General features: G+C 74.7%; 19 protein-coding genes. 10 read left to right on the top strand and 9 right to left on the bottom strand.

Annotation, left to right across the window (positions count from 1 at the left end):
- Positions 1-94: 94 nt before the first annotated feature.
- The 4 genes from J7E94_RS20950 (at position 95) to J7E94_RS20935 (ending at position 3,285) form a co-directional block, all read left to right on the top strand.
- A complete protein-coding gene (locus J7E94_RS20950; protein ID WP_215017639.1) occupies positions 95-1,072 on the top strand; it encodes a hypothetical protein in 978 nt (325 codons plus the stop codon).
- Between the two features lie 258 nt (positions 1,073-1,330).
- Positions 1,331-2,236 (top strand): RimK family alpha-L-glutamate ligase, encoded by a 906-nt coding sequence (locus J7E94_RS20945; protein ID WP_215017637.1) that lies wholly within the window; start codon positions 1,331-1,333, stop codon positions 2,234-2,236.
- The gene (locus J7E94_RS20940; RefSeq protein ID WP_215017635.1) at positions 2,233-3,093 is read left to right on the top strand and encodes a RimK family alpha-L-glutamate ligase; all 861 of its coding nucleotides are present in this window, start codon (positions 2,233-2,235) and stop codon (positions 3,091-3,093) included. The genes J7E94_RS20945 and J7E94_RS20940 overlap by 4 nt, the downstream gene beginning before the upstream one ends.
- A gap of 54 nt (positions 3,094-3,147) precedes the next feature.
- Entirely contained in the window at positions 3,148-3,285 is a 138-nt protein-coding gene (locus J7E94_RS20935) for a hypothetical protein (RefSeq protein WP_374224476.1), read from the top strand.
- A gap of 16 nt (positions 3,286-3,301) precedes the next feature.
- Here the strand turns inward: J7E94_RS20935 and J7E94_RS20930 are convergent, their stop codons facing one another.
- Positions 3,302-5,005: an AMP-binding protein gene (locus J7E94_RS20930; RefSeq protein WP_215017633.1), complete on the bottom strand. Its 1,704-nt coding sequence runs from the start codon at positions 5,003-5,005 to the stop codon at positions 3,302-3,304.
- Positions 5,006-5,072: 67 nt separating this feature from the next.
- The gene (locus tag J7E94_RS20925; protein ID WP_215017631.1) at positions 5,073-5,600 is read right to left on the bottom strand and encodes an ATP-binding protein; all 528 of its coding nucleotides are present in this window, start codon (positions 5,598-5,600) and stop codon (positions 5,073-5,075) included.
- Positions 5,601-5,856: 256 nt separating this feature from the next.
- Between J7E94_RS20925 and J7E94_RS20920 the strand changes: the two genes are divergently transcribed.
- Positions 5,857-6,810 carry an alpha/beta hydrolase gene (locus tag J7E94_RS20920; protein ID WP_215017629.1) on the top strand — a complete coding sequence of 318 codons (954 nt, stop codon included), beginning with the start codon at positions 5,857-5,859 and terminating at the stop codon, positions 6,808-6,810.
- Positions 6,811-6,902: 92 nt separating this feature from the next.
- Positions 6,903-7,688: a phosphatase PAP2 family protein gene (locus J7E94_RS20915; protein WP_215017619.1), complete on the top strand. Its 786-nt coding sequence runs from the start codon at positions 6,903-6,905 to the stop codon at positions 7,686-7,688.
- 50 nt (positions 7,689-7,738) lie between these two features.
- On the opposite strand, the gene J7E94_RS20910 is transcribed toward J7E94_RS20915, so the two are convergent.
- From J7E94_RS20910 to J7E94_RS20900, 3 genes are all read right to left on the bottom strand, one after another.
- Entirely contained in the window at positions 7,739-8,746 is a 1,008-nt protein-coding gene (locus tag J7E94_RS20910) for a LacI family DNA-binding transcriptional regulator (protein ID WP_215017617.1), read from the bottom strand.
- Positions 8,747-8,887: 141 nt separating this feature from the next.
- Positions 8,888-10,480: a carboxylesterase/lipase family protein gene (locus J7E94_RS20905; RefSeq protein WP_215017615.1), complete on the bottom strand. Its 1,593-nt coding sequence runs from the start codon at positions 10,478-10,480 to the stop codon at positions 8,888-8,890.
- Between the two features lie 107 nt (positions 10,481-10,587).
- The gene (locus J7E94_RS20900; RefSeq protein WP_215017613.1) at positions 10,588-11,265 is read right to left on the bottom strand and encodes a phosphatase PAP2 family protein; all 678 of its coding nucleotides are present in this window, start codon (positions 11,263-11,265) and stop codon (positions 10,588-10,590) included.
- Between the two features lie 1,405 nt (positions 11,266-12,670).
- On the opposite strand from J7E94_RS20900, the gene J7E94_RS20895 reads away from it, so the two are divergent.
- From J7E94_RS20895 to J7E94_RS20885, 3 genes are all read left to right on the top strand, one after another.
- On the top strand, positions 12,671-13,930 hold the full coding sequence (locus J7E94_RS20895) for an MFS transporter (RefSeq protein ID WP_215017611.1): 1,260 nt from the start codon (positions 12,671-12,673) through the stop codon (positions 13,928-13,930).
- A gap of 87 nt (positions 13,931-14,017) precedes the next feature.
- Positions 14,018-14,926 (top strand): 5'/3'-nucleotidase SurE, encoded by a 909-nt coding sequence (surE, locus tag J7E94_RS20890; protein WP_215017609.1) that lies wholly within the window; start codon positions 14,018-14,020, stop codon positions 14,924-14,926.
- An 89-nt stretch (positions 14,927-15,015) separates the two neighbouring features.
- Positions 15,016-16,608 (top strand): carboxylesterase/lipase family protein, encoded by a 1,593-nt coding sequence (locus J7E94_RS20885; protein WP_215017607.1) that lies wholly within the window; start codon positions 15,016-15,018, stop codon positions 16,606-16,608.
- A 3-nt stretch (positions 16,609-16,611) separates the two neighbouring features.
- Here the strand turns inward: J7E94_RS20885 and J7E94_RS20880 are convergent, their stop codons facing one another.
- From J7E94_RS20880 to J7E94_RS20870, 3 genes are all read right to left on the bottom strand, one after another.
- A complete protein-coding gene (locus tag J7E94_RS20880) occupies positions 16,612-17,688 on the bottom strand; it encodes a DUF2330 domain-containing protein (protein ID WP_215017605.1) in 1,077 nt (358 codons plus the stop codon).
- A gap of 57 nt (positions 17,689-17,745) precedes the next feature.
- Positions 17,746-19,581: a serine/threonine-protein kinase gene (locus J7E94_RS20875; protein WP_215017603.1), complete on the bottom strand. Its 1,836-nt coding sequence runs from the start codon at positions 19,579-19,581 to the stop codon at positions 17,746-17,748.
- 152 nt (positions 19,582-19,733) lie between these two features.
- Positions 19,734-20,678, bottom strand: a complete 945-nt coding sequence (locus tag J7E94_RS20870) for an NAD-dependent epimerase/dehydratase family protein (RefSeq protein ID WP_215017601.1) — start codon at positions 20,676-20,678, stop codon at positions 19,734-19,736.
- A 71-nt stretch (positions 20,679-20,749) separates the two neighbouring features.
- Between J7E94_RS20870 and J7E94_RS20865 the strand changes: the two genes are divergently transcribed.
- Positions 20,750-21,658 carry a LysR family transcriptional regulator gene (locus J7E94_RS20865; RefSeq protein ID WP_215017599.1) on the top strand — a complete coding sequence of 303 codons (909 nt, stop codon included), beginning with the start codon at positions 20,750-20,752 and terminating at the stop codon, positions 21,656-21,658.
- Between the two features lie 152 nt (positions 21,659-21,810).
- Here J7E94_RS20865 and J7E94_RS20860 read toward each other — a convergent pair whose 3' ends face one another.
- A complete protein-coding gene (locus tag J7E94_RS20860; RefSeq protein ID WP_215017598.1) occupies positions 21,811-22,722 on the bottom strand; it encodes a hypothetical protein in 912 nt (303 codons plus the stop codon).
- Positions 22,723-22,800 lie beyond the last annotated feature (78 nt).

Raw genomic sequence — 22,800 nt, 5'->3', positions numbered from 1 at the left:
CGGCGAATACTGAGACCGGAGCGAGAATCTGAGATTAAAGGGCCGCCTCTGTTTCCCCCTGTGGCGGTGCGACGGCTCGGACTTCCGGGCCCGAGTGGCGCTGTACGCGGCCGGTCGGGCGTCGGCCGGGACGGCGCCGGACCGGCTGGCGGACCTGCCCGACGGCCTGCTGGACCCGGCCGGGGACGCCGACGTGGTGGCCGCTGCCGTGGCCCTGGCTCCGCGGCTGCTGGCCTTCGACCCCGCCTGGGAGCTGCTGGAGGCCGCGGCCGCCACCGGCAACGCGGCGGCCCGGCAGGCGATCCTGCGGACGGCTCCGCTGGATGCGGCACCGCAATTCCGGGCGCGCTACGGGGAGTTGGTGGCCGTGCTCGCGACCGCACCCGACCCGCAGGCGTCCTTCATGGCGGTCCACGGACTGCCCCGGTGGATCGCGTACGCGCCCGGGGCGGGCGACACGGTGCGGGCGGCTGTGTGCGACGTGTCCCGCCGGGACCGGAGATGGCGGGGCGCGGCGCAGGTGCTGGGGCAGATCGCCGGGTCGGGGCTGGAGCACCCGGTCGGCGGGGCCGCAGCCGGCAGCCTCCTCCACCGTACGGTCGAGTCTCTGCTGGCCGCCGTGCGCGCCGGGGACGGGCCGGAGGCCGAGAAGGACGGCGACCTCCCGGCGCGGTGGCGGCTGCACTGGCTGACGACGAAGGCGGTCGGGGACGACATCGGCCTGGCAGCCGCCCTTGCCGGGCAGTTGGCCGGCGAGCCGTCCCTGACGGGCACGCGGGTGGAGCTGCTGGTCCGCACGGTCGACCCGCAGGCACCGGCACCGGCGCGCCTGGCGGCGCTGCGCGAGCTGGCCGCGGCGCACGAGGGCCGGCCGGTGATGGCCGCGGCAACGGCGGCCGTACTGGACCAGCGCCACAAGAGCGCGGACCCGGCGCCGGATCCGGCCGGAACCCTGGAGCTCGTACGGACCCTCGCGGCCGACGGGGGGACGGCAGCGGGGCTGTTCGCCGTGGCGCTCCTCTCGGGCGTCGGGTGGGCCACGACTGGCCGCCGGAGTGGCGCGAGCAGCTGAGGGCGCTGCGGCGCCACCCGGAGCCGGAGGTGTGCGACGCGGCGCTGGACACGACGACGTACAAGGAATGACGGCGGGCCCGGCGGGTGTCACACGGGGCCCGACCGCAGGTCGTTTCGTCGAAGTCCGCCCGGCCCCGCGGGGCGGGGCAAGCCCCGCCGACGCGGGACGATCATCACATTGCGGTCCATGACATCCTGTGACGTCACAACTCGCCGGGCGGGATCGGCGGACGTCCGGGGAATATGGGGAAGGTCCATGAGGCTCTGCTTCCTGGTGGAGGAGCTCTACCGCCACGACGGCATGCCGAACGAGGTGATCCGGCAACTGACCGCGTGGGGCCACCAGGTCGACGTGGTGCGGCCGGGCGGCTCGCTGCTGCGCATGACCGAGGCGGTGCACGCGGGCGCGCACGACGCCTGGGTGCTCAAGACGGTCTCCGGCGGCCCGGGGCTGACCCTGCTGGAGGCCGCGGCCGCCGCCGGGCTGACCACGGTCAACGACGCCCGCTCGATCCGGGGCGTACGGGACAAGGCGCTGGCCGCCGCCATCGGCCGCGCCCGGGGGCTTCCGCTGCCCCCGACCTACGCGGCTGCCTGCCCCGAGCTGCTCGGGGAGATACCGGCGGCGGAGTACCCCCTCGTCGTGAAGCCGGCCGACGGCAGCTCCGGACGCGCCGTGCACCTGGTGTCCTCGCCGGAGCGGCTGGCGGCGATGCTCCCCGCGCTCGCGGGCGAGGGCATGCTCATCGCCCAGCCGTACGTGCCCAACTCGGGCACCGACATCAAGGTGTACGGGGTCGGCGGGGAGCTGTTCGCGACCGAGCGCTGCTCCCCGCTGCACCCCGATCCCTCGGTGCGGGAGCGGCGCGTGCCGCTGACGGCCGAGGTCGCGGCGATCGCCGCGCAGGTGGGGGCGGTGTACGGGCTCGACCTGTACGGGGTGGACGTGCTGCTGGGCCCGGACGGGCCCGTCGTCGTCGACGTGAACGACTTCCCGAGCTTCCGCCAGGTGCCGGACGCGGCGGCGCGGGTGGCCCGGGCGGTGCTCGGGCTGGCGCGCACGGGCGGCGCGCCGCCCCCGCCGACGTCGTCAGCGCGGCCGTACACGCTGCCCGTCTCCATCCCGGCACAGGCGTCCGCGCGGGCGGGTGACGGCGCGTGAGGATCGGCCTGATCACCCCGGAACCCGGCCATCCGCTGCTGGCCTCCACGACCGCGCTGCTCGCCGCCGCACACGAGGTGGAGCCGCTCGATCCGAACGCGGCCGCCGCCGTGCCCGACGACCCGGCCGACCTGTACCTGCTGAAGTCCAGGACACCGCAGGCGCTGGCCCTCGCCCGGGAGCTGGAGCGGCGCGGGGTTCCCGTGGTCAACTCGGCCGCGGCCACTGCGCTCTGTCAGGACCGTACGGCCATGGCGGAGCTGGCCACGCGGGCCGGCCTGCCGTTCGCGGGCACCCGTACGTACGACTCCCTCGCGGCGTGGGCGTCCGGCGCCGCACCGCTGCGCACCCCTGTCGTCGTCAAGAGCCGCCAGAGCCGCCGCCTGGACCTGGTCGCCCGGGTAGACGACTCCGCGGTGCTGCGGGAGCTGGCGGCCTCCTGGCCGCAGGAGCCGGTCGTGGTCCAGGAATTCGCCCCCAACAGCGGCTGGGACCACAAACTGTGGGCGATCGGGGACCGGGTCTTCGCCGCCTTGCGCCGCTCGGAACTCTCGCCCGGGGAGCGCGGTCCCGCCCGGCCGGTCGCGGTGGACGAACTGCCCGCCGGTTGGGCCGATCTGGTGCGGCGGGCCGGGGCGGTGTTCTCGCTCGACGTCTACGGCGTGGACATCATCGACACGGGTGGCGGCACCCCGCTCATCGTCGACATCAACGCCTTCCCCGGGATCCGGGGCCAGGCGGGCGCGCCGCAGGCCCTGGCGGCCCTGGCCCTGAGCCGGGCCGGCCGCCGCCCCGTTCCTGCGGCCGCTGCCGCTGCCGACGGCGGCGACGACGACAACCGCAACGGCGGTTGCTGAGGCCGGACAGGTGATTACGGGGCTCTCGACCACGCCGACGTCAATCTGGTGGCGGTGCCCGGGGAGCTGTCGTACGCGACCGCGGCCGGGCCGGGCTGCCGGTTCGCGACGGCGTTCCGGGCCGTGGTGGCGCAGGGCAGGGTGGCGGCGGGCGAGTGGGTCGCCGTGCACGGCTGTCGATCCCGGCGGTGACCCTGCCCCTGCTGCGTCAGGGCCGGCCCGGGGCGGGCGGAGTCGGCTGGCTGTCTGCGGTGGTGGCGGCGGCGGTGGCTGCGGCGGTGGTGGTGGTGGTGGTGGTGGTGCGGGCCCGAATGCGCAGTTCGCCGCGCTTGAGCTTTCCGGAGCCGGTGCGCGGGAGGTCCGGGACGAACTCGACGGCGCGCGGGTACTTGTACGGGGCGATGGCCCGCTTGACGTGGGCCTGCAGCTCGCGGACCGCCGCCTCGCCCGCCGGTGCGCCGGCCCGCAGGACGACGTACGCCTTGACTACGGTGCCGCGGCGCTCGTCCGGGGCCCCTACGACACCGCACTCCGCGACGTAGGGGTGGGCGGCGAGGGCCTTCTCGACCTCGGGACCCGCGATGTTGTAGCCGGAGGAGACGATCATGTCGTCGCTGCGCGCCACGTACCAGAAGTAGCCCTCCGCGTCGCGGATGTAGGTGTCGCCCGTGATGTTCCAGCCGTTCCTCACGTACGAGGCCTGGCGCGGGTCCGCGAGGTAGCGGCAGCCGGTGGGTCCGGTGACGGCGAGGAGGCCGGGCTGCCCGTCGGGGACGGGATCACCGTGCTCGTCGACGACGGCGGCGCGGTAGCCGGGCACGGGGCGGCCGGTGGAGCCCGGCCGGATGTCCTCGTCGGACGCCGAGAGGAAGACGTGCAGCATCTCGGTGGCGCCGATGCCGTCGATGATGCGCAGTCCGGTGGCGGCGCGGAACCCGTGCCACACCGCGGCGGGCAGGGCTTCTCCGGCGGACACGCAGCGGCGCAGGCCGGCCAGCCGGCCGGCAGCCCCGGCCGCCATGATCGCGCGGTAGGCCGTGGGCGCGGTGAAGAGCACCGTCACCCCGTGGTCCGCGACGAGGTCGGCCAGCCGCTCGGGGGTCGCCTGCTCGATCAGCAGGGTCGCGGCTCCGACGGACAGGGGGAAGACCACGAGTCCGCCGAGCCCGAAGGTGAAGGCGAGCGGGGGCGTGCCGGCGAAGACGTCGTCCGGGCGGGGCGCCAGAACGTGCCGGGAAAAGGTGTCGGCGGTGGCGAGCACGTCGCGGTGGAAGTGCAGGGTGGCCTTGGGGCGGCCGGTGGTACCGGAGGTGAAGCCGATCAGCGCCACGTCGTCCGCGGCCGTGGCCACGGTGGCGAAACGGCCGTCCTTGGCGGCGCAGCGCGCGGTCAGGTCCGCCGGTGCCGGGCCGCCGTAGGTGAGGACGCTCAGCCCGGGGAGGCGGGCCGCTTCGAGCTCCCCGGCGTAGCGGTGGTCGCAGATCGCGACCGCGGGCCGGCTGATGTCGTGGAGCTCGGCGAGTTCGGCGGCGCGCAGCAGCGGCATGGTGGTGACGGCGACGGCGCCCGCCTTGATGACGCCGAACCAGGCGGCGACCAGCCAGGGGTTGTTGGGGCCGCGCAGCAGGACGCGGTTGCCGGGTCGCAGGCCCAGGTCCTCGGTGAGCACCTGGGCGACCTGGTTGGCCCGGAGCTGTAGCTCGCCGTAGGTCCAGCGTTCGGTCGGGGTGAGCAGGCAGGGGCGGTCGGGGCCGCGTTGCTCGACGGCGTCGTCGAGCAGTCGGCCGGCGCAGTTGAGCCGGTCCGGATAGTCCAACTCCGCCAGATCGAAGTGGAGTTCGGGCCAGAGGGAAAAGGGCGGCAGCCGGTCCCGGCAGAAGGAATCGGCGTGCGCGGAAGGGGAGAGCTCCATGGGCGGCACCTCGGTCAGGGAGCAGCGGGGGGCGGAAACAGGCGTGTTGTTGCATGGCTGCTGTCCGTCAGGACGTCTCGGCGCAGGTGCCTGGGGGCGGTATCCGTGACGCCGGGATGCGCACCCGGACGGCCTTTCCGAACTCATCGACGGTCAGGGCGAGGTCCCCGCCGAGGTCGGCGGCCAGCAGCTGCACGAGCAGCAGCCCCCGGCCGCTTTCCGAATCCGGGTCGACCACCGCGGAAGGGGCGGGCAGTCGGGGCAGGGCAGCGCCCTGGTCGGCGACCTCCAGCCGGAGCCATCCGCCGCCGGAGGCCACGCCCACCCGCATCCGGCCGGCGCCCGCGTGCCGGACGACATTGGCGACGAGTTCGCTCACGGCCAGCAGCAGGACGTCCGCCTCGTCGGGGGACACGCGCCAGCCCTCGAGCGCGGCGCGCACCCGGGCCCTGACCTGGGGGACGGTCGCCGCCACCGGATCGGTGACCCAGTGGGTGAAGTTCTTGCTGCCGCTGCGGGCGGGGGTGGCGGCGGCACGGGTGGCGGCGATGGCACTGGGGGCGAGGGTGTCGCTGATGGCGCTGCTGGTGAGCATGACGTGCTCCCGGAGGGGAAGGGGCGACGCCCCTGCTGGGCGGCTCGTGTAACGGGCCCGGAAGTCAGAGCGCCTCTGGGCTTGTAGTCAGTGGAAATGCGTCGCTAGAGTCTTGGTGACACGTGTAACGCTTCGCTTCAACACCGTAAGTCCACCCGGATGACTTGCGCAAGGATTTCGGACAAAGCGCACGAAACCTGAGCCCGCACGTGGACCCGCCGGCCAACCCTGGCCGCGCCGATTTGGAAGGGCCGCAATGACCCCATCGCCCCCGGCCGTGTTCGACGTCTCCGACATGACCTGGCCGCCCCCGCCGTACCAGTCCCCCGTGCCGCCCGCGACCGGCCCGGACGGCGTCCGCCGCTTCGACGGGGTCACGTACGCGACCACGCCCGGCTACCGTCCCCGGCTGCTCGATGTGCAGGTCCCCGCCGGCGAAGGGCCGTTCCCCGCCGTCGTGTGGATCCACGGCGGCGGCTGGCTGGACGGCGACCGCCGCTACCCGCCGCCGACCGTGCCCGCCGCGCTGCTGCACGGGGCGGTGCTGGCGGCCGGCCTCGCGCTGGTCTCCATCGACTACCGGCACAGCCTCGAAGCCCCTTTCCCGGCCCAGCTGCACGATGTGAAGGCCGCGATCCGCTACGTCCGCGCGTTCGCCGGCGACCTCGGCATCGACCCGGACCGGATCGGCGTCTGGGGCGAGTCGGCCGGGGGCCACCTGGCGGCCCTCGCGGGCCTCGTCGGCTCCGGCACCCCGGACGGCGCGGCGCTCGAAGGCACGGCCGGTGTCGGTACCGGCGAGACGGGGGTGCTGGCCGTCGTCGACTGGTACGGCTGCTCCGACCTCGAAGCCCTGGCGGCCCACCCCATGCCGCCGATGCCGTCGGGTGTGGAGTTCCCCGATCCGTACGTTTCCCTGCTCGGCGGCACCGAGGCCGAGCGCCCGGCGCTGGCGCGGACCGCCAGCCCCGTGACGTACGCCGGGGGTCCGCACCTGCCGCCGTTCCTGCTGGTGCACGGAACCCGTGACGGCCTGGTCCCGTACAGCCAGAGCGAGGCGCTCGCCGCGGCGCTGCGGACCAGTGGGGGCGAGGTCACCCTGCGGCCGGTGGACGGCGCGGACCACATCTTCCTCGGCTCGCCGGACATCGCCGGGATCGTCGCGGAGAGCGTCGCCTTCTTGGCCGGTCACCTCGGCGCGAGCGTCTGACCACCCTCTTTGCTCCACCGCGCGGGGCGCGGCGCCCGCCGGGCCCGCGCCCCCGCGTCCCCTCAGCACCCGCACGGCCGCGAGAGGCAGCGATGAACCACGCCACCACCCCGCCCCACAGACCTGACACGCCCGACCGGCGGCCCGACCAGCGGCCCGACGGGCGTAGCCGCGGCGACGAGGCCCCGCACGGCCCCGGCGTCCTCGTGCTCGCCTCGGCCCTCCTGTTCCTGGGGGCTGCCGCAGTGTTGGCCCTCGTCGTCCGCTCGGACGTCGCCGATCCGCCCTTTCAGCGCCTGGACGACCGCTGGCTGGCTTGGATGGGAGGCCCACACGGGGGGCCGTACGCGGCCCTCGCCGCGGTGCTGAACTGGTTCGGCGGACCGCTCGGCGTCGTCGTCCCGCTCGCTCTGCTGGCCGTGCTGCTCGTGCGCGGGCGCCGGGCGTCCGCCGCTTTCCTCTTCCTCGTCTACGCCAGCGGCAACCTGGCCGTCATCCAGGGGCTCAAGCACCTGGTGGACCGGCCGCGCCCGGCGAACCCCCTGGTCCGCGTCGACCACGGCTCCTTCCCGTCCGGTCACGCGGCCACGGCGGCGCTGTTCGTCGTCCTCATCGGAGCCCTGCTGGTCCCGGCCGCCCGGCGGCGGGCGTGGTGGCCGGCCGGCACCGTCTTCACACTGGCCATGATGTGGAGCCGGACGTGGCTGCACGCGCACTGGCTCAGCGACACGGTGGCCGGGGCCGCCGCCGGCGCGGGCACGGGACTGCTGGCGTGGTGGCTGTGCCGGGCCGCGCTCGCCCGGGAAGCCGGGAAACACGTACGAGTCCTCGACCGCCGGGGGGCGGCCGCGGGCGTCCCGGAACGCGCTGCCGTCTGACGGGTGCGGTCCGGCCGGGGCCGGGGGAAGCGGCTGCTTCCCCCGGCCCTTCAGGACGTCTGGCGCTGGACGAGCACGGCCTCGACGGCCGGTACGGGCGGGGCCGTGCCGGTCTCGATCAGCGCGTGCAGGGCATCGGCGATCCGCGCGGCCGAAGGCATGTCCAGCCGGACCGTGGTGAGCGCGGGCTGCTGGATCGCGGAGAGGACGAGGTCGTCGGAGCCGACGACGGCCACCTCGTCCGGGACGACGATGCCCTCGGCCTGGAGCGCGTGCAGGAGCAGGGCGGCGTACTCGTCGTTGTAGGCGAAGACGGAGTCCAGGCCGAGGCCGCGCCACCGGCGGGCGAGGGCGGTCGCCGATTCCCGTGTGTAGGACAGCTCCACGGCGGTGACGGTGGCCATGTGGCGGGCGGCGACGGACTCGGCGCCCGCGAGGCGCGGCTGGGCGAGCGTGCCGAGGCCGCGCTCGGCGGGCATGACCACGCCGATCCGGGTCCGGCCGCGGGCGATGAGGTGCTCGGCCGCGGTGGCGCCGATCCGGGCGTGGTCGAAACCGATGGTGAACACGCCCTCGACGGGGCGGGCCGCGAAAGCGAGCAGACCCCGCACCCCGGCACGGCCCAGCAGCCGGGCCGCCTCGGCGGTGAAGCGGTCTCCGTCGAGGGCGACGACGGCCGCCGGGCGCAGTTCGGCCCAGGCCCGGGCGGCGTCCAGGGGGTCGGCGAAGCGGCCCGCGTGGAGCACGGCCGTATAGCCGTGGCGGTCGAGCTCGCTGTGCAGGTCGTCGATCCAGTCGCTGACGAGCCGGCCGACGGCGGAGATCGACGCGGGCATCAGGACCAGGTTGCTGCGGCCGGCGCGCAGGGACCTGGCGGCGGCGTGCGGTACGTAGCCGAGCTGATCGGCGGCGTCGAGCACCCGGGCGCGGGTGGTGTCGCTGACCCGGTGGCCCTGGGTGTCGTTCAGCACGAAGGAGACCGTGGCGCGCGAGACTCCCGCGAGGCGGGCCACGTCGGCGCTGGTGATGGACGCGCGGACGTGCGTGTCTTTGGCCATGACGTCCCTCGACACTCCTCTTGCTCGACCTGCGCTGCTGCGCTGCGTGCGCTGCCTGCACTCGCTGCACTCGCGGCACTGGCAGAGCGCGCTGCTCGACGCGCATCCGGCCGACGCGCACCTCCTTTCAGGTTACACGAGTTAAATCAAGCGAGCGGGGGCGTGCCCACTCGTGCGGTCGGGGCGGGCGGACTGGTGCAGGAGCCGGGAGGTGGCGGCGGGGTCGCCGAGGGGGGTGACGACCGAGTCGAAGCGCATGGTGGTGCGCGCGTGCGCGTCGTACGGCTGCCAGTCCGGCAGGTCGGGGTGGTTCGGGTCGCCCGTGCGGACGAAGGCGATCCAGGCCTGGTGCATGGAGTGCGCGAGGCCGTCGCGGACGGCGGGGGCGAGCCCGGCGAGGAAGGGGGCGTGCGACCACTGGTCGAAGTTGTCGAAGACGAAGGGGAGTTCGAGGCAGTGCGCGGCGCCGAGCCGGCCCTCGTACGCGGGCGTGGGCAGGTCGAACTGGTAGGCCCAGACGGGCCGGCCCAGCGCGGCCCGCTCCTCGGCGAGCTGTACGGAAGGGACGCGGAACAGCTCGTCGGTGATCAGGTCCATGAGCACATCGGCCGGCCGGGCCCCGGGGCGGGCCGACGCGTACGCCGCGTACACCCCGGGCGCGGCCTCGGCCCCGAAGGTCTCCGCAATCCGGCTCGTCACCCGGTCGCGGGTGGCGGCGGCGTACCCCTCGTCGAGGGCGAAGCCGAAGTTGGCCTCTTCTCGCGTCCAGCCGATCATGACGTCGAGGTCGGCGGCCGCTCCGTGCAGCAGGGTCCGAGCCGGATGGCGGAGCAGGCTGGTCCCGTCGATCACGGGCAGGAAAGGTGTGGGCCAGTAGCCCCAGCGCATCGTCCGCGCGAAGAGCCCGCCGCCCGCTCCGATGAGGGCGGGCCAGGGCAGGGCCCGCAGTTCCTCGGCGTCCTTGACGCCGGCCAGCTCCAGGTAGGCGGCAGTGCGCTCCAGGTACGCCTCCGGGTCGGGGAGGTCCAGGCCGAACGGCGGGCTCTGCAGGATCACCCGCCGGATCAGCCCCTGGGCCTCCGGGTGCCCGGCGAGCGCGGCGGTGGAGACCGCACCGCCGGACTGTCCGGCGACGGTGATGCGGTCGGGGTCGCCGCCGAGGGCGGCGATGTTCTCGCGCACCCAGCGCAGGGCGGCGAGCTGGTCGGTGAGCCAGTGGTTGGCGTCGGCCGGCCCGGATCCGTCGCCGCCCTCCGGGCCGAGGTAGAGATAACCCAGCGGGCCGATCCGGTAGTTGATGCTCACGACGACGAGGTCGCCGTCGCGCGCGAAGGTCTCGCCGGAGTAGCCGGGCAGCGATCCGGAGCCGGAGACGAAGCCGCCGCCGTGGATCCAGAGGAGCACCGGGCGGCGGGCGCCGTCGGCGGCGGGAGTCCAGATGTTGAGGGTCAGGCAGTCCTCGTCGAACGGGGGCGATCCGTGCCCGCCGAGCACGGGGTCGCCACCCTCCTGGTACATCTGCGGGGCACTGGGGCCGTCGGCGGTGGCGTCCCGCACACCGTGCCAGCCGGGGTGCGGCCGCGCGGGCCGCCAGCGCAGGCCGCCGACGGGCGGGGCGGCGTAGGGCACGGCGCGGAAGACGGCGACGCCGCCTTCGATCGCACCGCGGAGCCGCCCTGCCGGCAGGTCGGCCACCGTTCGGTCCTCGGCTGCGGAGTGAGCGGAGTGAGCCATGGGTCGAATCCTTCCTGGCTGCGCGCGGAGGTGCGCGCCGACACCAGAGAATATTGCGAACATTTCGCGACCGTCAATGATTCTCCATAAAACGGCGGTCCCGTGCCTCACAGCCACAGGCTGTCGGATGCCATGAGCTCGGCTTCCGTCCGTAGGAGCGGCGCGAAGGCCCGCCACAGCACGAGGCCCGTGCCGATACCGAGCAGGACGCCGGCGCAGGTGTCGCTGAGCCACTGGGCGTGCAGCCAGGTCCGGCTGCCCATCATGGCGAGGACGTACGCGGCGCCGACCGGCCACCACCAGCGGCGGGCCCGCGGCGGGAACACGACGACGGCGACCACGAGCACGAGGATCACCGCGCTGAACACCTGGCCGGAGGGATACGAGCCGTCGTTGACCAGGACCGAGGGGTGGGGCGGACGGGGCCGGTCGGCGAGCTGCTTGAGCGGCAGCACCACCAGGACGTTCGCGCCGACGGCGGCGGTGAGGACGAAGAGAGCGGAGCGCCAGCGCCCGTAGACACAGAGGCAGCCGACGAGCGCGAGCGGCAACACCAGCCCGAACGGCCCGCCGAGCCGGTCCAGAACGATGGCCCAGCCCTCACCGCCACCGGCGGAGGAACCGTCCAGGGACGCGGCCCACTGGTCGTCGAGACTCTGGAAGGCGGGCCGGGGGGAGACCCGGAGCCACAGCGCCACGAGCAGCGATACGAGGAGGAGACCGACCCCGCAGACCAGCGCGTGACGGGGCGGAGCGGCCGGAAGAGGATGCCGGTAAGTCGCCATGGCGTGCCTTTCGCGATGGGCCCCTGGGGGCCCGGGGGCGAATACGGGGAAGGGGGAGAGAAGGTCGAGGAACACCCGGCCACCCACCAAGCCGCGAAGCGGCCAACGTGCGCGCAGCCGACCCGGCCGACCGGGCTGGCCCAGCTGGCCCGGCTGGTGGGCTGGGTGGGCTGACCCGGCTGGCCCGGCTGACCCGGCTGATGGGCTGGGTGGGCTGGGTGGGCTGGGTGGTGGGCTGGGTGGGCTGGCCCGGGCCGGCCGAGCTGGCCTGGCCGGTCACCGGGCCTGACGGCCTGACGGCCTGGCTGGCCTGGCTGGCCTGGCTGGCCTGGCTGGCCGAAACTAGGGGGCCCAGGCCTGCCGCCTGGCCGGGACGGGCCGAACGTATGGGCCGGCCCGGCCCGTGGCGGCTCATGACCGGCCTGAACTCCCGGACCGGCCGGACCGGCCAGCCCCGACTGGGCTCGGCCGGCCGGGGTGGGCCCGGCCGGGCTGGGCTCGCTCCGTCCGAACCGACCTGGCGTTACGGCCGGCCCGAGGTGGGCCGGCCCTGGGTGGGCAGGCCCGGCAGGCCGGACCCCGGAGGCGCCGGAGCCGCACGTCCTCCGGCGGATGGGGATCCGGTCCGGCTGAGGCCCGGTGTGGACGTCTCCGCCAAGCACCTCGCCGGACCCCGTTCCGGGGAGCCCCGGCGATGCCCCGCCTGACATGCACTGCGCTGTCACTCGCACGAGCCCGACCGAGCCGCCGGGCCCGCCCGCCGGAGCGTCGGCGCTCGCCACCCCCTTCGAGTGCCGGCGCCCTGCCTGCGGCGGCCCGCGGGTGGGACGGCGCCTGCCGCTCCGGCTGGGAGCGGGCTCGGGACGCGGGGTCGCCGCGGTCGGCTGCGATGGTCCCGCACCCTGCGGGGATGGTGCGTCGGGTGGCGAGCCGGAGCTCGCGCCTCGTGATGCGCCGCCGCGGGCTACCGGCCCCCGGCGGTGGCCAGAGAGCGATTCCGGGGCTCGCGCTTTGTGGCGCGGCGCCACGGGCTACCGGTCTCGGCGGTGGCCGGGGAGGGCCGGCGCGGCCCGATCGGCAGGGCTGGTCGCGCTGCGGCACGGAGTATGGCTGATGCGTGACGGCCGCCACAAGGGCAAGACGGTTTTACGACACTTCCACGCCGCCCGGTGGCCGCCGAGTGGCGGTTACACGTCATCGCATCGACAGCCGCCCATCGGTCACGATCTGCGCAACGACGGCGCGCAGCCTCTAGCGGGGCCCCGAAATGGGTGCTACACAGTGTCCAGCGCCGACGGTGACACGTGTAACAACCGCCCCGGCGGAATCCCCGCCGTCTCGCCGCCCTCCCGGCGACCCCGCCGCCTCGCCGCTCCCCTCCCGCTCGGTCCCCCGAGGAGTCGTCATGGCCCTGCCCGAAATCGCCGGTCCGCCCGTTCCCGCGGTTCCCGAACCTCCCCGTCGGCGGGGGCTGCTGCCCCTGCTGCTCTTCGCGAACTCCGCCATGATGGCCGTCTACATGGGCGTCGGCTCCGTCCTGCTGCCGCTCCAGATCGCGGAGATCGACCCCGTCCGCAAAGTCGCCGTCCTCGGCCTCATCGGCGGGATCAGCGCGGTCTTCGCGACCGCCTTCAACCCGGTCGCCGGCGCCCTGTCCGACCGCAGTGGGCGCCGCAGCCCCTGGATCCTCGGCGGAGCCTTCGGGTCGCTCGCCGGCCTGGCCTTCCTCGGCAGCGTCGGCACCGCGCTCCTCGTCGGCATCGGCTGGTGCCTGGTCCAGGCGACGATGAACATCTACCAGGCGGCCGTCACCGCCATCGTGCCCGACCGCATCCCCGCCGCCCGCCGTGGCACCGCGTCCGCCCTGGTCGGCCTCGGCCTGCCCATCGGCGGTACGGCCGGCGTGCTCATCGCCTCACAGACCTCGGAACACCTGCGGTCCGGCTATCTCGTCTTCGGCGCCGTCATCGCCCTGGCCGCGCTGCTGCTCACCACCTTCTGCCGGGACGTCCCCCGCACCGAGGCCGCCAACCCCGCCCCGACCGAGCGGGAGCCCAAGGGGAGACAACTCGCCGCCTTCCTCTCGGCGTTGTCGCACCACGACTTCCGGTGGGCCTTCATCGGCCGGGCGCTGATGGTCCTCGGCTACTTCTCCGTCGTCGGCTACCAGCTCTACATCCTCGACGACCACATCACCCTGCCCGCCGGACTGACCCCGCCCGGCGCAATGGCCGTCCTCACCCCCGTTTCCATGGTCGCGATGGCCGTGTCCACCCTGCTGGGCGGCCTGCTGTCCGACCGGTGGAACCGCCGCAAGGTGTTCGTCGGCGTATCGGCCGCCCTCGCCGGGCTCGTCATGGCGGTCCCGGTGATCAGCCCGACCTGGACCGGCATGCTCGTCTTCAGTGCCCTCAACGGCCTCGCCTTCGGCTGCTTCATGGCCGTCGACACGGCTCTCGTCACGCTCGTCCTCCCCCGGGCGGAGGACGCCGCCCGCGACATGGGCGTCCTCAACATCGCCAATGCCGGGCCGCAGGTCATCGCCCCCTTCGTCGCCTCGGCCGTGGTCACCGGCCTGGGCGGCTACACCCCGCTGTTCCTCGTCGGCGGGGCCCTCTCCCTCATCGGCGCGCTCGCCATCCTCCCGATCCGCAGCGTGCGCTGAGCAGCTCCGGCGGGCGCGCGCCGAGGGTCGCGCGCCCGCCGGCCATCCACCCCTCCGACCCTCCCCGCCCCTCTGAAGGAGCACCCTGTGAGACGCAAGCGAGTCCTGCCGCTGGCCGCCCTGATGCTGTGCACACCCGCCCTGGCCGGCACGGCACCCGCCGCCGCCGCCACGCCGCAGACCGCGCCCGCCGGCCCGCTGCGGATCCTGCTCACCAACGACGACGGCTACAACGCGCCGGGCATCCGGAAGGCCTTCGACCGGCTGACCGCGGCCGGGCACGACGTCACGATCGTCGCCCCGCTCACCAACCAGAGCGGCACCGGTACGAAGATGATGAGCGCGCCCTCCGTCACGGTGAAGCACCCCGAGCCGAAGGTCTGGGCCGTGGACGGCACCCCGGGCGACTCCGTCGCCTTCGGCCTGGCCGAGGTCTTCGCCGGCAAGGCCCCCGACCTGGTGGTCTCCGGCACCAACTTCGGCCCGAACGTCGCCGGGCTCGCCACCCACTCCGGTACGGTCGGCGGCGCCGTCGCCGCGCTGGAATCCGGTGTGCCGGCCATCGCGCTGAGCACCGGCGGCCTGACCGCGCCCGACCCGGTCACCACCGTCAACGCGATGGACCCCACGGTCGACTTCGCCGTCCGGCTGATCGACCGGCTGCGGGCGCACGCACGGTCCGGCCCGCTGCTGCCCCAGGGTGTCGGCCTGAACGTCAACCACCCCGTGGTCGGGGCGGACGGCAAGGGCACGGCCGCCGGTGTGGCCGCGACCTTCCAGGATCCGCAGAACTTCCTCCAGCCCGACTTCACCGATTCCGGCGACGGCACGTGGAAGGTCTCCGTGAAGGTGGCCCTGCGGCCCGCGGCCAAGGGCGGCGACATCGAGGCCGTGAGCGCCGGCCGCATCGCCGTCAGCCCGATGAACGCGGACTGGAACACCGGCCCGGCCGACCAGGCCCTGACCACCGCCCTGCTCGCGGGGCTGCACCTGTAAACCCACCCCATCGGACGGCTGGGGGCGGGGAGGTGGAGCACGCGCACGCCCGCCCCGCCCCCGGCCCCCGGTCACACCCAGGAGGACGGATGAAGTGGCCCGGAAAGCGGCTGGCTTCGGCAAGACCCCTGATCGGTACGGCTCTTGCGCTGGCGGCCCTGCTCACCGTCTCGGCACCGCCGGCGGCGGCCGGGGACGCACCACCGCGCCCGGTGGCCGCCCTCGCGCAGGGCGCCGTACGGGGACAGGCCCACGACGGAGCGCAGGAGTTCCTCGGCGTCCCGTACGCCGCTCCCCCCGTCGGGGCCGCCCGGCTGCGGGCTCCCGAGCCGCCGCCCCGGTGGACCGGGGTGCGCGACGCCGTCCGGCAGGCCCCCGCGTGTCTGCAGTTCATGCCGTTCGGGCTGCGTGATCCGCAAGCCGTCAGCGAGGACTGCCTGTACCTGGACGTCTACCGGCCGCGGACGGCCCGCCCCGGGTCCCGGCTTCCCGTGATCGTCTGGATGCACGGGGGCGCGTACACCATGGGGACGGGCACGCAGTTCGGCGGGCGCACCATGGCCGATCTCACCCAGACGGTCGTGGTCAGCATCAACTACCGCCTGGGGCAGCTCGGTTATCTGGGACTGCCCGAACTGGCCGCGGAGAACGACCGGCACTCCGGGTCCTTCGGCCTGATGGACCAGGTGGCGGCCCTGCGGTGGACGCGGGAGAACATCGGCGCGTTCGGCGGCGATCCGGGCAGTGTGACGATCTCCGGCCAGTCCGCCGGCAGCGGTTCGGTCTGCGCGCTGCTGGCCGCGCCGTCCGCCGCCGGCCTGTTCCACCGGGCCGTGCTGCAGAGCGGCCCGTGCACGCTGATCCGTACGCCCGACAGCGCGCGGGCCGAAACCGAGGCGCGGGCCTTCGCCGCGCAGGCGGGGTGCGCCGGTCCGGCCGGTATCGCCGCATGCCTGCGGGGCGCCCCGGGACCGGCTCTGGTCGAGGCCGCCCGTACGCTCCCCACCTCGGGTCCGGCGTCCGGTGACGGGCTGCTGCCGGTGGACCCCGCGCGGGCCATCGGGAGCGGGGCGTGGAACAAGGTGCCGGTCCTGGTCGGGAGCACCCGCTCCGAGTCCCGCTTCTTCGTCGCCCTGAGCCAACCGCACCTGACGGCGGAGCAGTACGCGGCGCAGGTCCTGGCGCAGTACGGGGCCGCGGGCTCCGAGGTGCTCGCCCGCTATCCGGTCGCCGCGCACGGCTCTGCGTATCTGGCGCTGTCGGCCCTCATGACCGACTCGTCCTTCGCCTGCCACACCGCGTGGACGGCGCAGCTCTTCGCCCCTCAAGTACCGACGTACGCCTACGAGTTCGACGACCCGGATTCGCCGACACTGGCGGGCGCGCAGGTGCCTGGCCTGGACGAGTCGAACGCGCACAGCGCGGAGCTGGCGTACCTGCACGACTTCACCATGGGCGAGCGGCCGCTGACCCCGGTCCAGGTCGCTCTGGCCACCCGGATGAAGCGCTACTGGGGCGCCTTCGCCCGCTTCGGCGCCCCGGCGGTGCCGGACCAGCCCGGGTGGCCCCGGACGGGCACCGGCACCGGGACCGTCCTGACCCTCAACCCTTGGGCGACGCGGCCGAGTACGTCCTTCGGGGAGGACCACCAGTGCGCGTTCTGGCGGTCCCTGAGCGTCTAGCTCCTAGGCCGGGTTCAGGCGGCGTCGGCGGCGGAGCACCGCGAAGGCCGACGCCGCCAGGGCGACGAGGGCGGCGGACACCGTCAGGAGCCAGACCGGGATCCCGTCCCCCACGGTGAGGAGCTTGTCGCGGTAGACGGCCCGGCGGTAGGGGGCGTCCGCGGGCGCGGCGCGCAGTTCGTGGTCGGCGTCGATGCGGCCCGGCTCCGGGAACTCCTGGTCGATCGCGGTCAGGAACACCTGCTTATCGCCCGCGAGTTCGGCCAGCGGGCCGTCCTTCGGGGTGACGGTGCCGGCGAAGGTCACCTTCGGGGCGGATCCGCCGATCGCGGAGCCGGGCTCCATGCGGTGGTCGGCCAGCACGTACAGGCCGAGGGACTGCGGGGTGCGCGCCATCCGGGACAGCCGCATCGGGTAGACCAGCCGCGGGCTCTCGAAGCGGATCTTCAGGGGGTCCAGGTCGCCCCGCAGGACCTTGCCCTGCTGCCGCGGGGCCAGCCGTACGGCCACGTACTCCCACTTCTGGTCGACGTACGGCTTGACCTCGGCGGCGAGCCGGTCGGGGAGCTTGAAGCCGTTGGACTCGAGCCAGTTCTTCAGAGCGTCGGGGTCGGTGGCGGTGAGGCGTGCGACGTCGAAGTCGCCGAGCTGCTCGCGGCCGACGACGCCGACTCCCGCGTCGGCGCTGCCCGGCAGGGCGGAAGCGAGGCCGTCGCGGGCCCCGGAGGAGAAGGGCCAGTCGCCGCCGCGCGGCCAGAAGTAGCTGCGCGTCCTGCGCTCGGGCCGGGTCAGCCAGGCCAGTTCACCGAACATCCCGGCATCGCCGAGCTCGACGGTGGCCCGCCCCGGCACGGGCATGATCCAGGCGGCCCGGTGGGCGTCCCCGCCGACCGTGAACCGCATGACGATCTGTTCCGTACGGCCGTCCCAGCGCACGACGGAGGTCTCCCGGTCGACGCCGATCCGGGACTGCCCGTCGGGCACCATGGCCCCGCAGCCGCACGCGTAGGCAGGGTTGACCAGCGCGCCCACCTGGGTCGTGAGCAGGGCGAACAGCAGTACGGCGATTCTTCGTTTCATCCACACGCGGTCTCAGACGACGGCCCGGGAGATCCGGTTCCGCGGAAGTTCCCGGGCTCAGCTGCGCGAGCCCGAACCGGTGCCGACGGCATTGCGCCAGACCGTCACGTCCAGCGTCATGTACTCGCTGGGCGAGCCCTCGGGCGAGAACCCCTGCACGGTCACCAGGCCCATGTGCCCGGTGCCCGTGCTGACGCAGATCTGCCGGCCCTTCGCGAGCTTGGTGAGGTAGATGTTCTTGGCGAACCGGGTCTCGGCGCGGCAGACGGCGAGGGAGCCCTCCTGCCCCGGGTCGAGCAGCACCAGGTTCCCCTCGGAGGTTTCCGCGTCGAGGTATCCGCCGGTGTCGTAGGAGAGTTCGTACCCGCCGTCCTCGCCCTGCTGGGGCCGGACGTCATCGTCTCCGAGGGTCAGGTGGTAGCCGGCGGTGAGGTTGATCGCCTTGAAGTCGGCCGGCTTCGGGTCGGCCTTGGCGTTAGGCTTCGCGGAGCCCGCCGCGGCCCCGCCAGCCGCCGTCGTGTCGTTGCCCTTGCCCTGCTCCGCGCCCTGCGCCGAACCGCCGCTGCCCTGCTTCTGCTGCCCGTCGTCCTTCTGCAGGACGTACGCCGTGGCGCTGCCCGCGACGGTGAAGATCACCGCGGCCGCCAGGGCGATGAACACGCCCCGCTTGCCCCCGCTCTTCGGGGGCACCGGCGCTCCGGGGTACGGCTGTGGGTGCTGCTGCTGGTGCTGGTGCGCCGGGAACGGGGTCGGCGCGTAGGCGTGGGCGTGCGCCGGCGGCGCGGGGTACGGCCTCGGCGGCTGCTGCGCAGGCGGTACGGGCGTTCCGGGCCGCTGGACCGGCGGCTGGACGGGCTGCTGCTGCGGCGGCCCGAAGCCCGGCGGCGGGGTGGCCGGGGCCACCGGCGCGGTCGGCGAGTAGGCCACGGCCGGGGCGGCCGCCGGGGGCGGCGGGGTCTGGACCGGGGCCGGGGCGGCCGCGCGCACCGTGATGTCGGCGGCGACCGAGCTGGGCAGCCAGTCCTCGGGGCGGCGCAGCACCGTCTCCGCGTTCGCGGTCTGGCACAGCCGGATGACCTCGGCGATGGTCGGCCTGGCCTCGGGGTCCTTGGCGAGGCAGCGGGTGACCAGTTCCGTCAGCCGCTCCGGGACCCCGCTGAGGTCGGGCTGCTCGTGCACGATGCGGTAGAGCACCCCGTGCGAGGTGCCCTCGCCGAAGGCCGGGGTGCCCGTCGCCGCGTACGCCGCGACCTGGCCGAGCGCGAAGATGTCGGTCGCCGGGGTCACCTTGCGCCCCGCCGCCTGCTCGGGGGCCATGAACGAGGGCGTGCCGATGGTCACTCCGCTGCCGGTGAGCGAGGTCGCGTCGGCGGCGTAGGCGATGCCGAAGTCGATGACGCGGGGCCCGTCCGCGGCGAGCAGCACGTTGGACGGCTTGAGGTCGCGGTGCACGATGCCCGCGCCGTGGATGACGTGCAGGGCCTCTGCCATGCCGGCGATCAGCAGCAGCACCGCCTCGACCGGCAGGGCCCCGTGGGCGACGACGGCATCGGCGAGCGAGGGCCCCGGCACGTAGGCGGTGGCCAGCCAGGGCTGGGCGCCGTCGGTGTCGGCGTCGATGACGGGGGCGGTGAACAGCCCCTGCACGCGCTGGGCGGACTGCACTTCCTGGGCGAAACGGCGCCGGAACTCGGGGTCTTCGCCGAACTCGGGGCGGATCACCTTGATGGCCACGGGCCGGCCGCCGGGCGTGTACGACAGGTACACCTTGCCCATGCCGCCGGCGCCTAGCTTGGCGGCCAGCCGGTATCCGGCGACGGTGGTCGGATCGTCCGCCGCAAGCGGCTGGAAGACCTGTGGATTACCGGCCCGGCCCGGCTGCTGACCACTCATCGACTCATGTCTCCCCCGCTGATCCCTCACCCGACGACCGGCACCCTACCCAACCGGCGGGCCCGGTCTCACACGGGCGGCCGCGTGCAGCCCCGCGGCCGCGCCGGGGCGACCTCCTCCAGGGACGCGGCGACGCCTCGAACGACGGTTCGTCAGGCCACTTGCGCCACCTCCGTGATCGCCCCGGGCAGCCAGTCGGCGATCCGGCCGAAGCAGAAACCCAGCCTTGCGGCCCGTCCGTTGTCCAGGGCGTAGCCGCGGTCGAAGGAGAAGGGCGAGGCGGCGGCGCCCTCCCCGGCGATCCGGTACACCGGCCGCCGCCCGAGCCGTTCGGCGACCGCCTCGCAGAGCGCGGTCACGTCCAGCGCCCCGTGCGAGGCCGCGTTGAGGGGCCCGGTGAAGCTCTGGCCCGCCGCCCAGTGCAGGAGTTCCGCGATCTCCTCGTGGTGGATGAACGAGGTGGCGTACGGGGCTTCGTGGACGTCGACCGGGATCCCGTCGGCGATCCGCCCGACGTAGTGCGCCAGCCGCCCGGTGAAGTCCTCCGGCCCGCCGCCCAGGACGTGCGCGGTCCGTACGGAGACGTACGGGAAGGCCGGCTCGCGCAGGAAGACGGCCTCGGCCTGCCGCTTCCCCTCCGCATAGGCCCGCGCGGGGCCGAGCAGCCGCTCCGCCTCCGCCCGGTCCGGCCACGGCAGCCCTGGCGGGTGCGCGAGCGCCACGGGGTCGAGGGACTCCTCGGCCACGGGCTCCCGCCGCCGGGGGTCCGCCGGTCCGGGGAGGGTGGCCGGGTCGTACACCTCCATCGTCGAGGTCATGACGTAGCGCCCGGTCCGTCCGGCGAACACGCGCCGGGCGACGGCCGCCTGGTCCGGCGTGTAGCAGATCTGGTCGATGACGGCGTCGAAGGTGCGCGGGCCCAGTGCCGCCCGCAGCCGGTCCTCGTCGTCGCGGTCGGCGACGAGGTGGCCGACACCGGCGGGCGGGGCGGTGGAGCCCCGGTTGAGGACCGTGACCGAGTCACCCGCGTCACGGGCCCTGGTGACCAGGCTCTTTCCGAAGTACCGGCTCCCGCCGATGACAAGAATCTTTCGCATGCGTTCGACTCTGCCGCTGTAGGGTCCCCAGCGGAACTGACGATCCACTGAACGCGTATGAAGGAAAACCGATGATCGACGTGCAGCGGCTGCGCATCCTTCGGGCCGTGGCCGAGCACGGCAGCTTCAACAAGGCGGCCGGAGCCCTGCTCCTGACCCCGTCGGCCGTCTCCCAGCACATCGCCTCGCTGGAGCGCACGCTCGGCCACCCGGTGGCGGTGCGCAGCACGCGCGGGGTCACGCTGACCGAGCCGGGGCGGCTGCTGGTGGAGGCGGCGGAGAGGATATCCGCCGAACTGGACCAGGTCCGCCACGAGATCGACCGGCTCACCGCGCCGCGGCCGCGCCTGACGGTCGCCACCTTCACCAGCGGGGGCCGGCATCTGCTGCCCGAGGCGCTGTCCCGGTTCGTGGCCGCGCACCCGGAGGTGGAGCTGACGGTGCTGGAGAGCGAGCCGGAGGCCGCCGTGCCGATGGTGCGCGGCGGCGCGGCCGACCTCGCCCTGACCTACCACTTCGACGGGCCTCCGCCGGTGGGGGCGGGTGAGCGGCCGGGGCTCGACTGGCTGCCGCTGATGGAGGATCCGCTGTGGCTCGTGCTGCCGGCCGGGCACCGGCTCGCGGGCCGGGCCTCACTGAGCCCGGCCGAGCTCGGCGGCGACCGCTGGGTGCTCGGCTGTCTCAAGACGGAGGCGTTCCTGCGCCGTTACGCGGGCCTCGCCGGCTTCGACCTCCGGGTCGGGGCGTCGACCACCGACTACTTCTTCGCACAGACGCTGGTCGCGGCCGGTGTCGGGGTCTCCCTGGTGCCGCACGTGTCGCTGGCACCGGCGCCCGGGCTGGCGGTGGTCCGCGTCGAACCTCCGCGCCCCGCCCGGCACATCGGGGTGCTGCTGCCGCGCCGACGGCGGCCGCGGCCGTACGCGAGCGCGCTGGCCGAGGCCCTGACGGCGGCGGCCGGACAGGGGACCCGCCCGTGAACCACCTCCTGTGCGGACTCGCCGGCAATCCGGCGCTCCCGCTTGCCGCCGCCGGCCTCCTGTCCCGGCCTGCCGCCCGATGTCGTGGACACCCCCGCCGCCGACCCGGACAGCGGAGCTGCACACCGAGTAGCCGCGGCCGGGCCGGGACATCAGCCGCCCTCGCCGTCCCCGCCGTCCCCGCCGCCCTCGGTCCCGCCGGCCGCGTCGCCCGTCAGGGCCCGCAGCCGGCGGCCCGCGGCCTTGGCGGCGCGGCGGGCCTCCCGGGCCGTGCGGCCGGCTTCGCGGTGCCGCTCCTCGGCTTCGGCCACGGCGGCGTACGCGCGGTCCCGGGCGGCCTGGGCGCGCTCCAGTTCGGCATCGGCGGCCGCCGCCGCCTCGACCGTCCGCTGTCGCGCCTCCTCGGCCACGCGCAGCTCGTCCTCCCGGGCCGTCGCGGCCCACTCCGCGTCCTGGGCGGCGACGCGGGCGGCCTCCACCCGGCGGTCGGGGCGCCGTCCGGCCGGTTCGGGCCGCGGTACGGGCGGCTCAGGCTGCGGTACGGGCGCGGGTGCGGGCGGCGGTGCGGGCGGCACGGCGTCCGGGTCGATGCCGGGGAACTCCGTCACCGGGGCCGGGGCCTTCGACAGCCGGCCGGAGGCCCACGCGTCGGCCGCCTCAGGATCGGCCAGCGCGGCGTACAGCATCTGGCCGACCTCGCGCCGCACGGTGTCGGAGACCGGCGTTCCGGCCTCCTCGGCCAGTCGCTGCGCCTCCAGCGCGAGGGCCCCGACGACCACGTGCTGCTGGTGGGACAGGGCGCGCAACTGCTCCCCGTCCAGGGTGCGGTGCGCCACTCTCAGCGCCTGTCCGAGCTGGCGGAACTGCTCGACCTCCTCCGGCTTCGCCCGTACCAGCGTGTTCGACGTCCAGGCCGCCAGCGTGGGGCGCCGCAGCCCCGCGATCCGCTTCCCCGCCGCCGGGTCCCCGGCCCGTTTGGCGCGGGCCGCCGCCTCGTCCCGGGCGGCCGTGAACAGCGCCGGGGGCAGCGCGTACAGGGCGTCGATGACCTCGTCCACATCCACGCGGCCCACTCTCCGTCATCACCGCGCGCGATCGCCGCAGCGGACGGGCGACACGGCACGCGCGGGTGAACGGCGCGG

This window comes from Streptomyces sp. ISL-94 (genome assembly GCF_018614075.1).
GTDB lineage: Bacteria > Actinomycetota > Actinomycetes > Streptomycetales > Streptomycetaceae > Streptomyces.
Note: the sequence above shows the minus strand (reverse complement) of the source record. Positions and strands in the feature narration are given on the sequence as shown.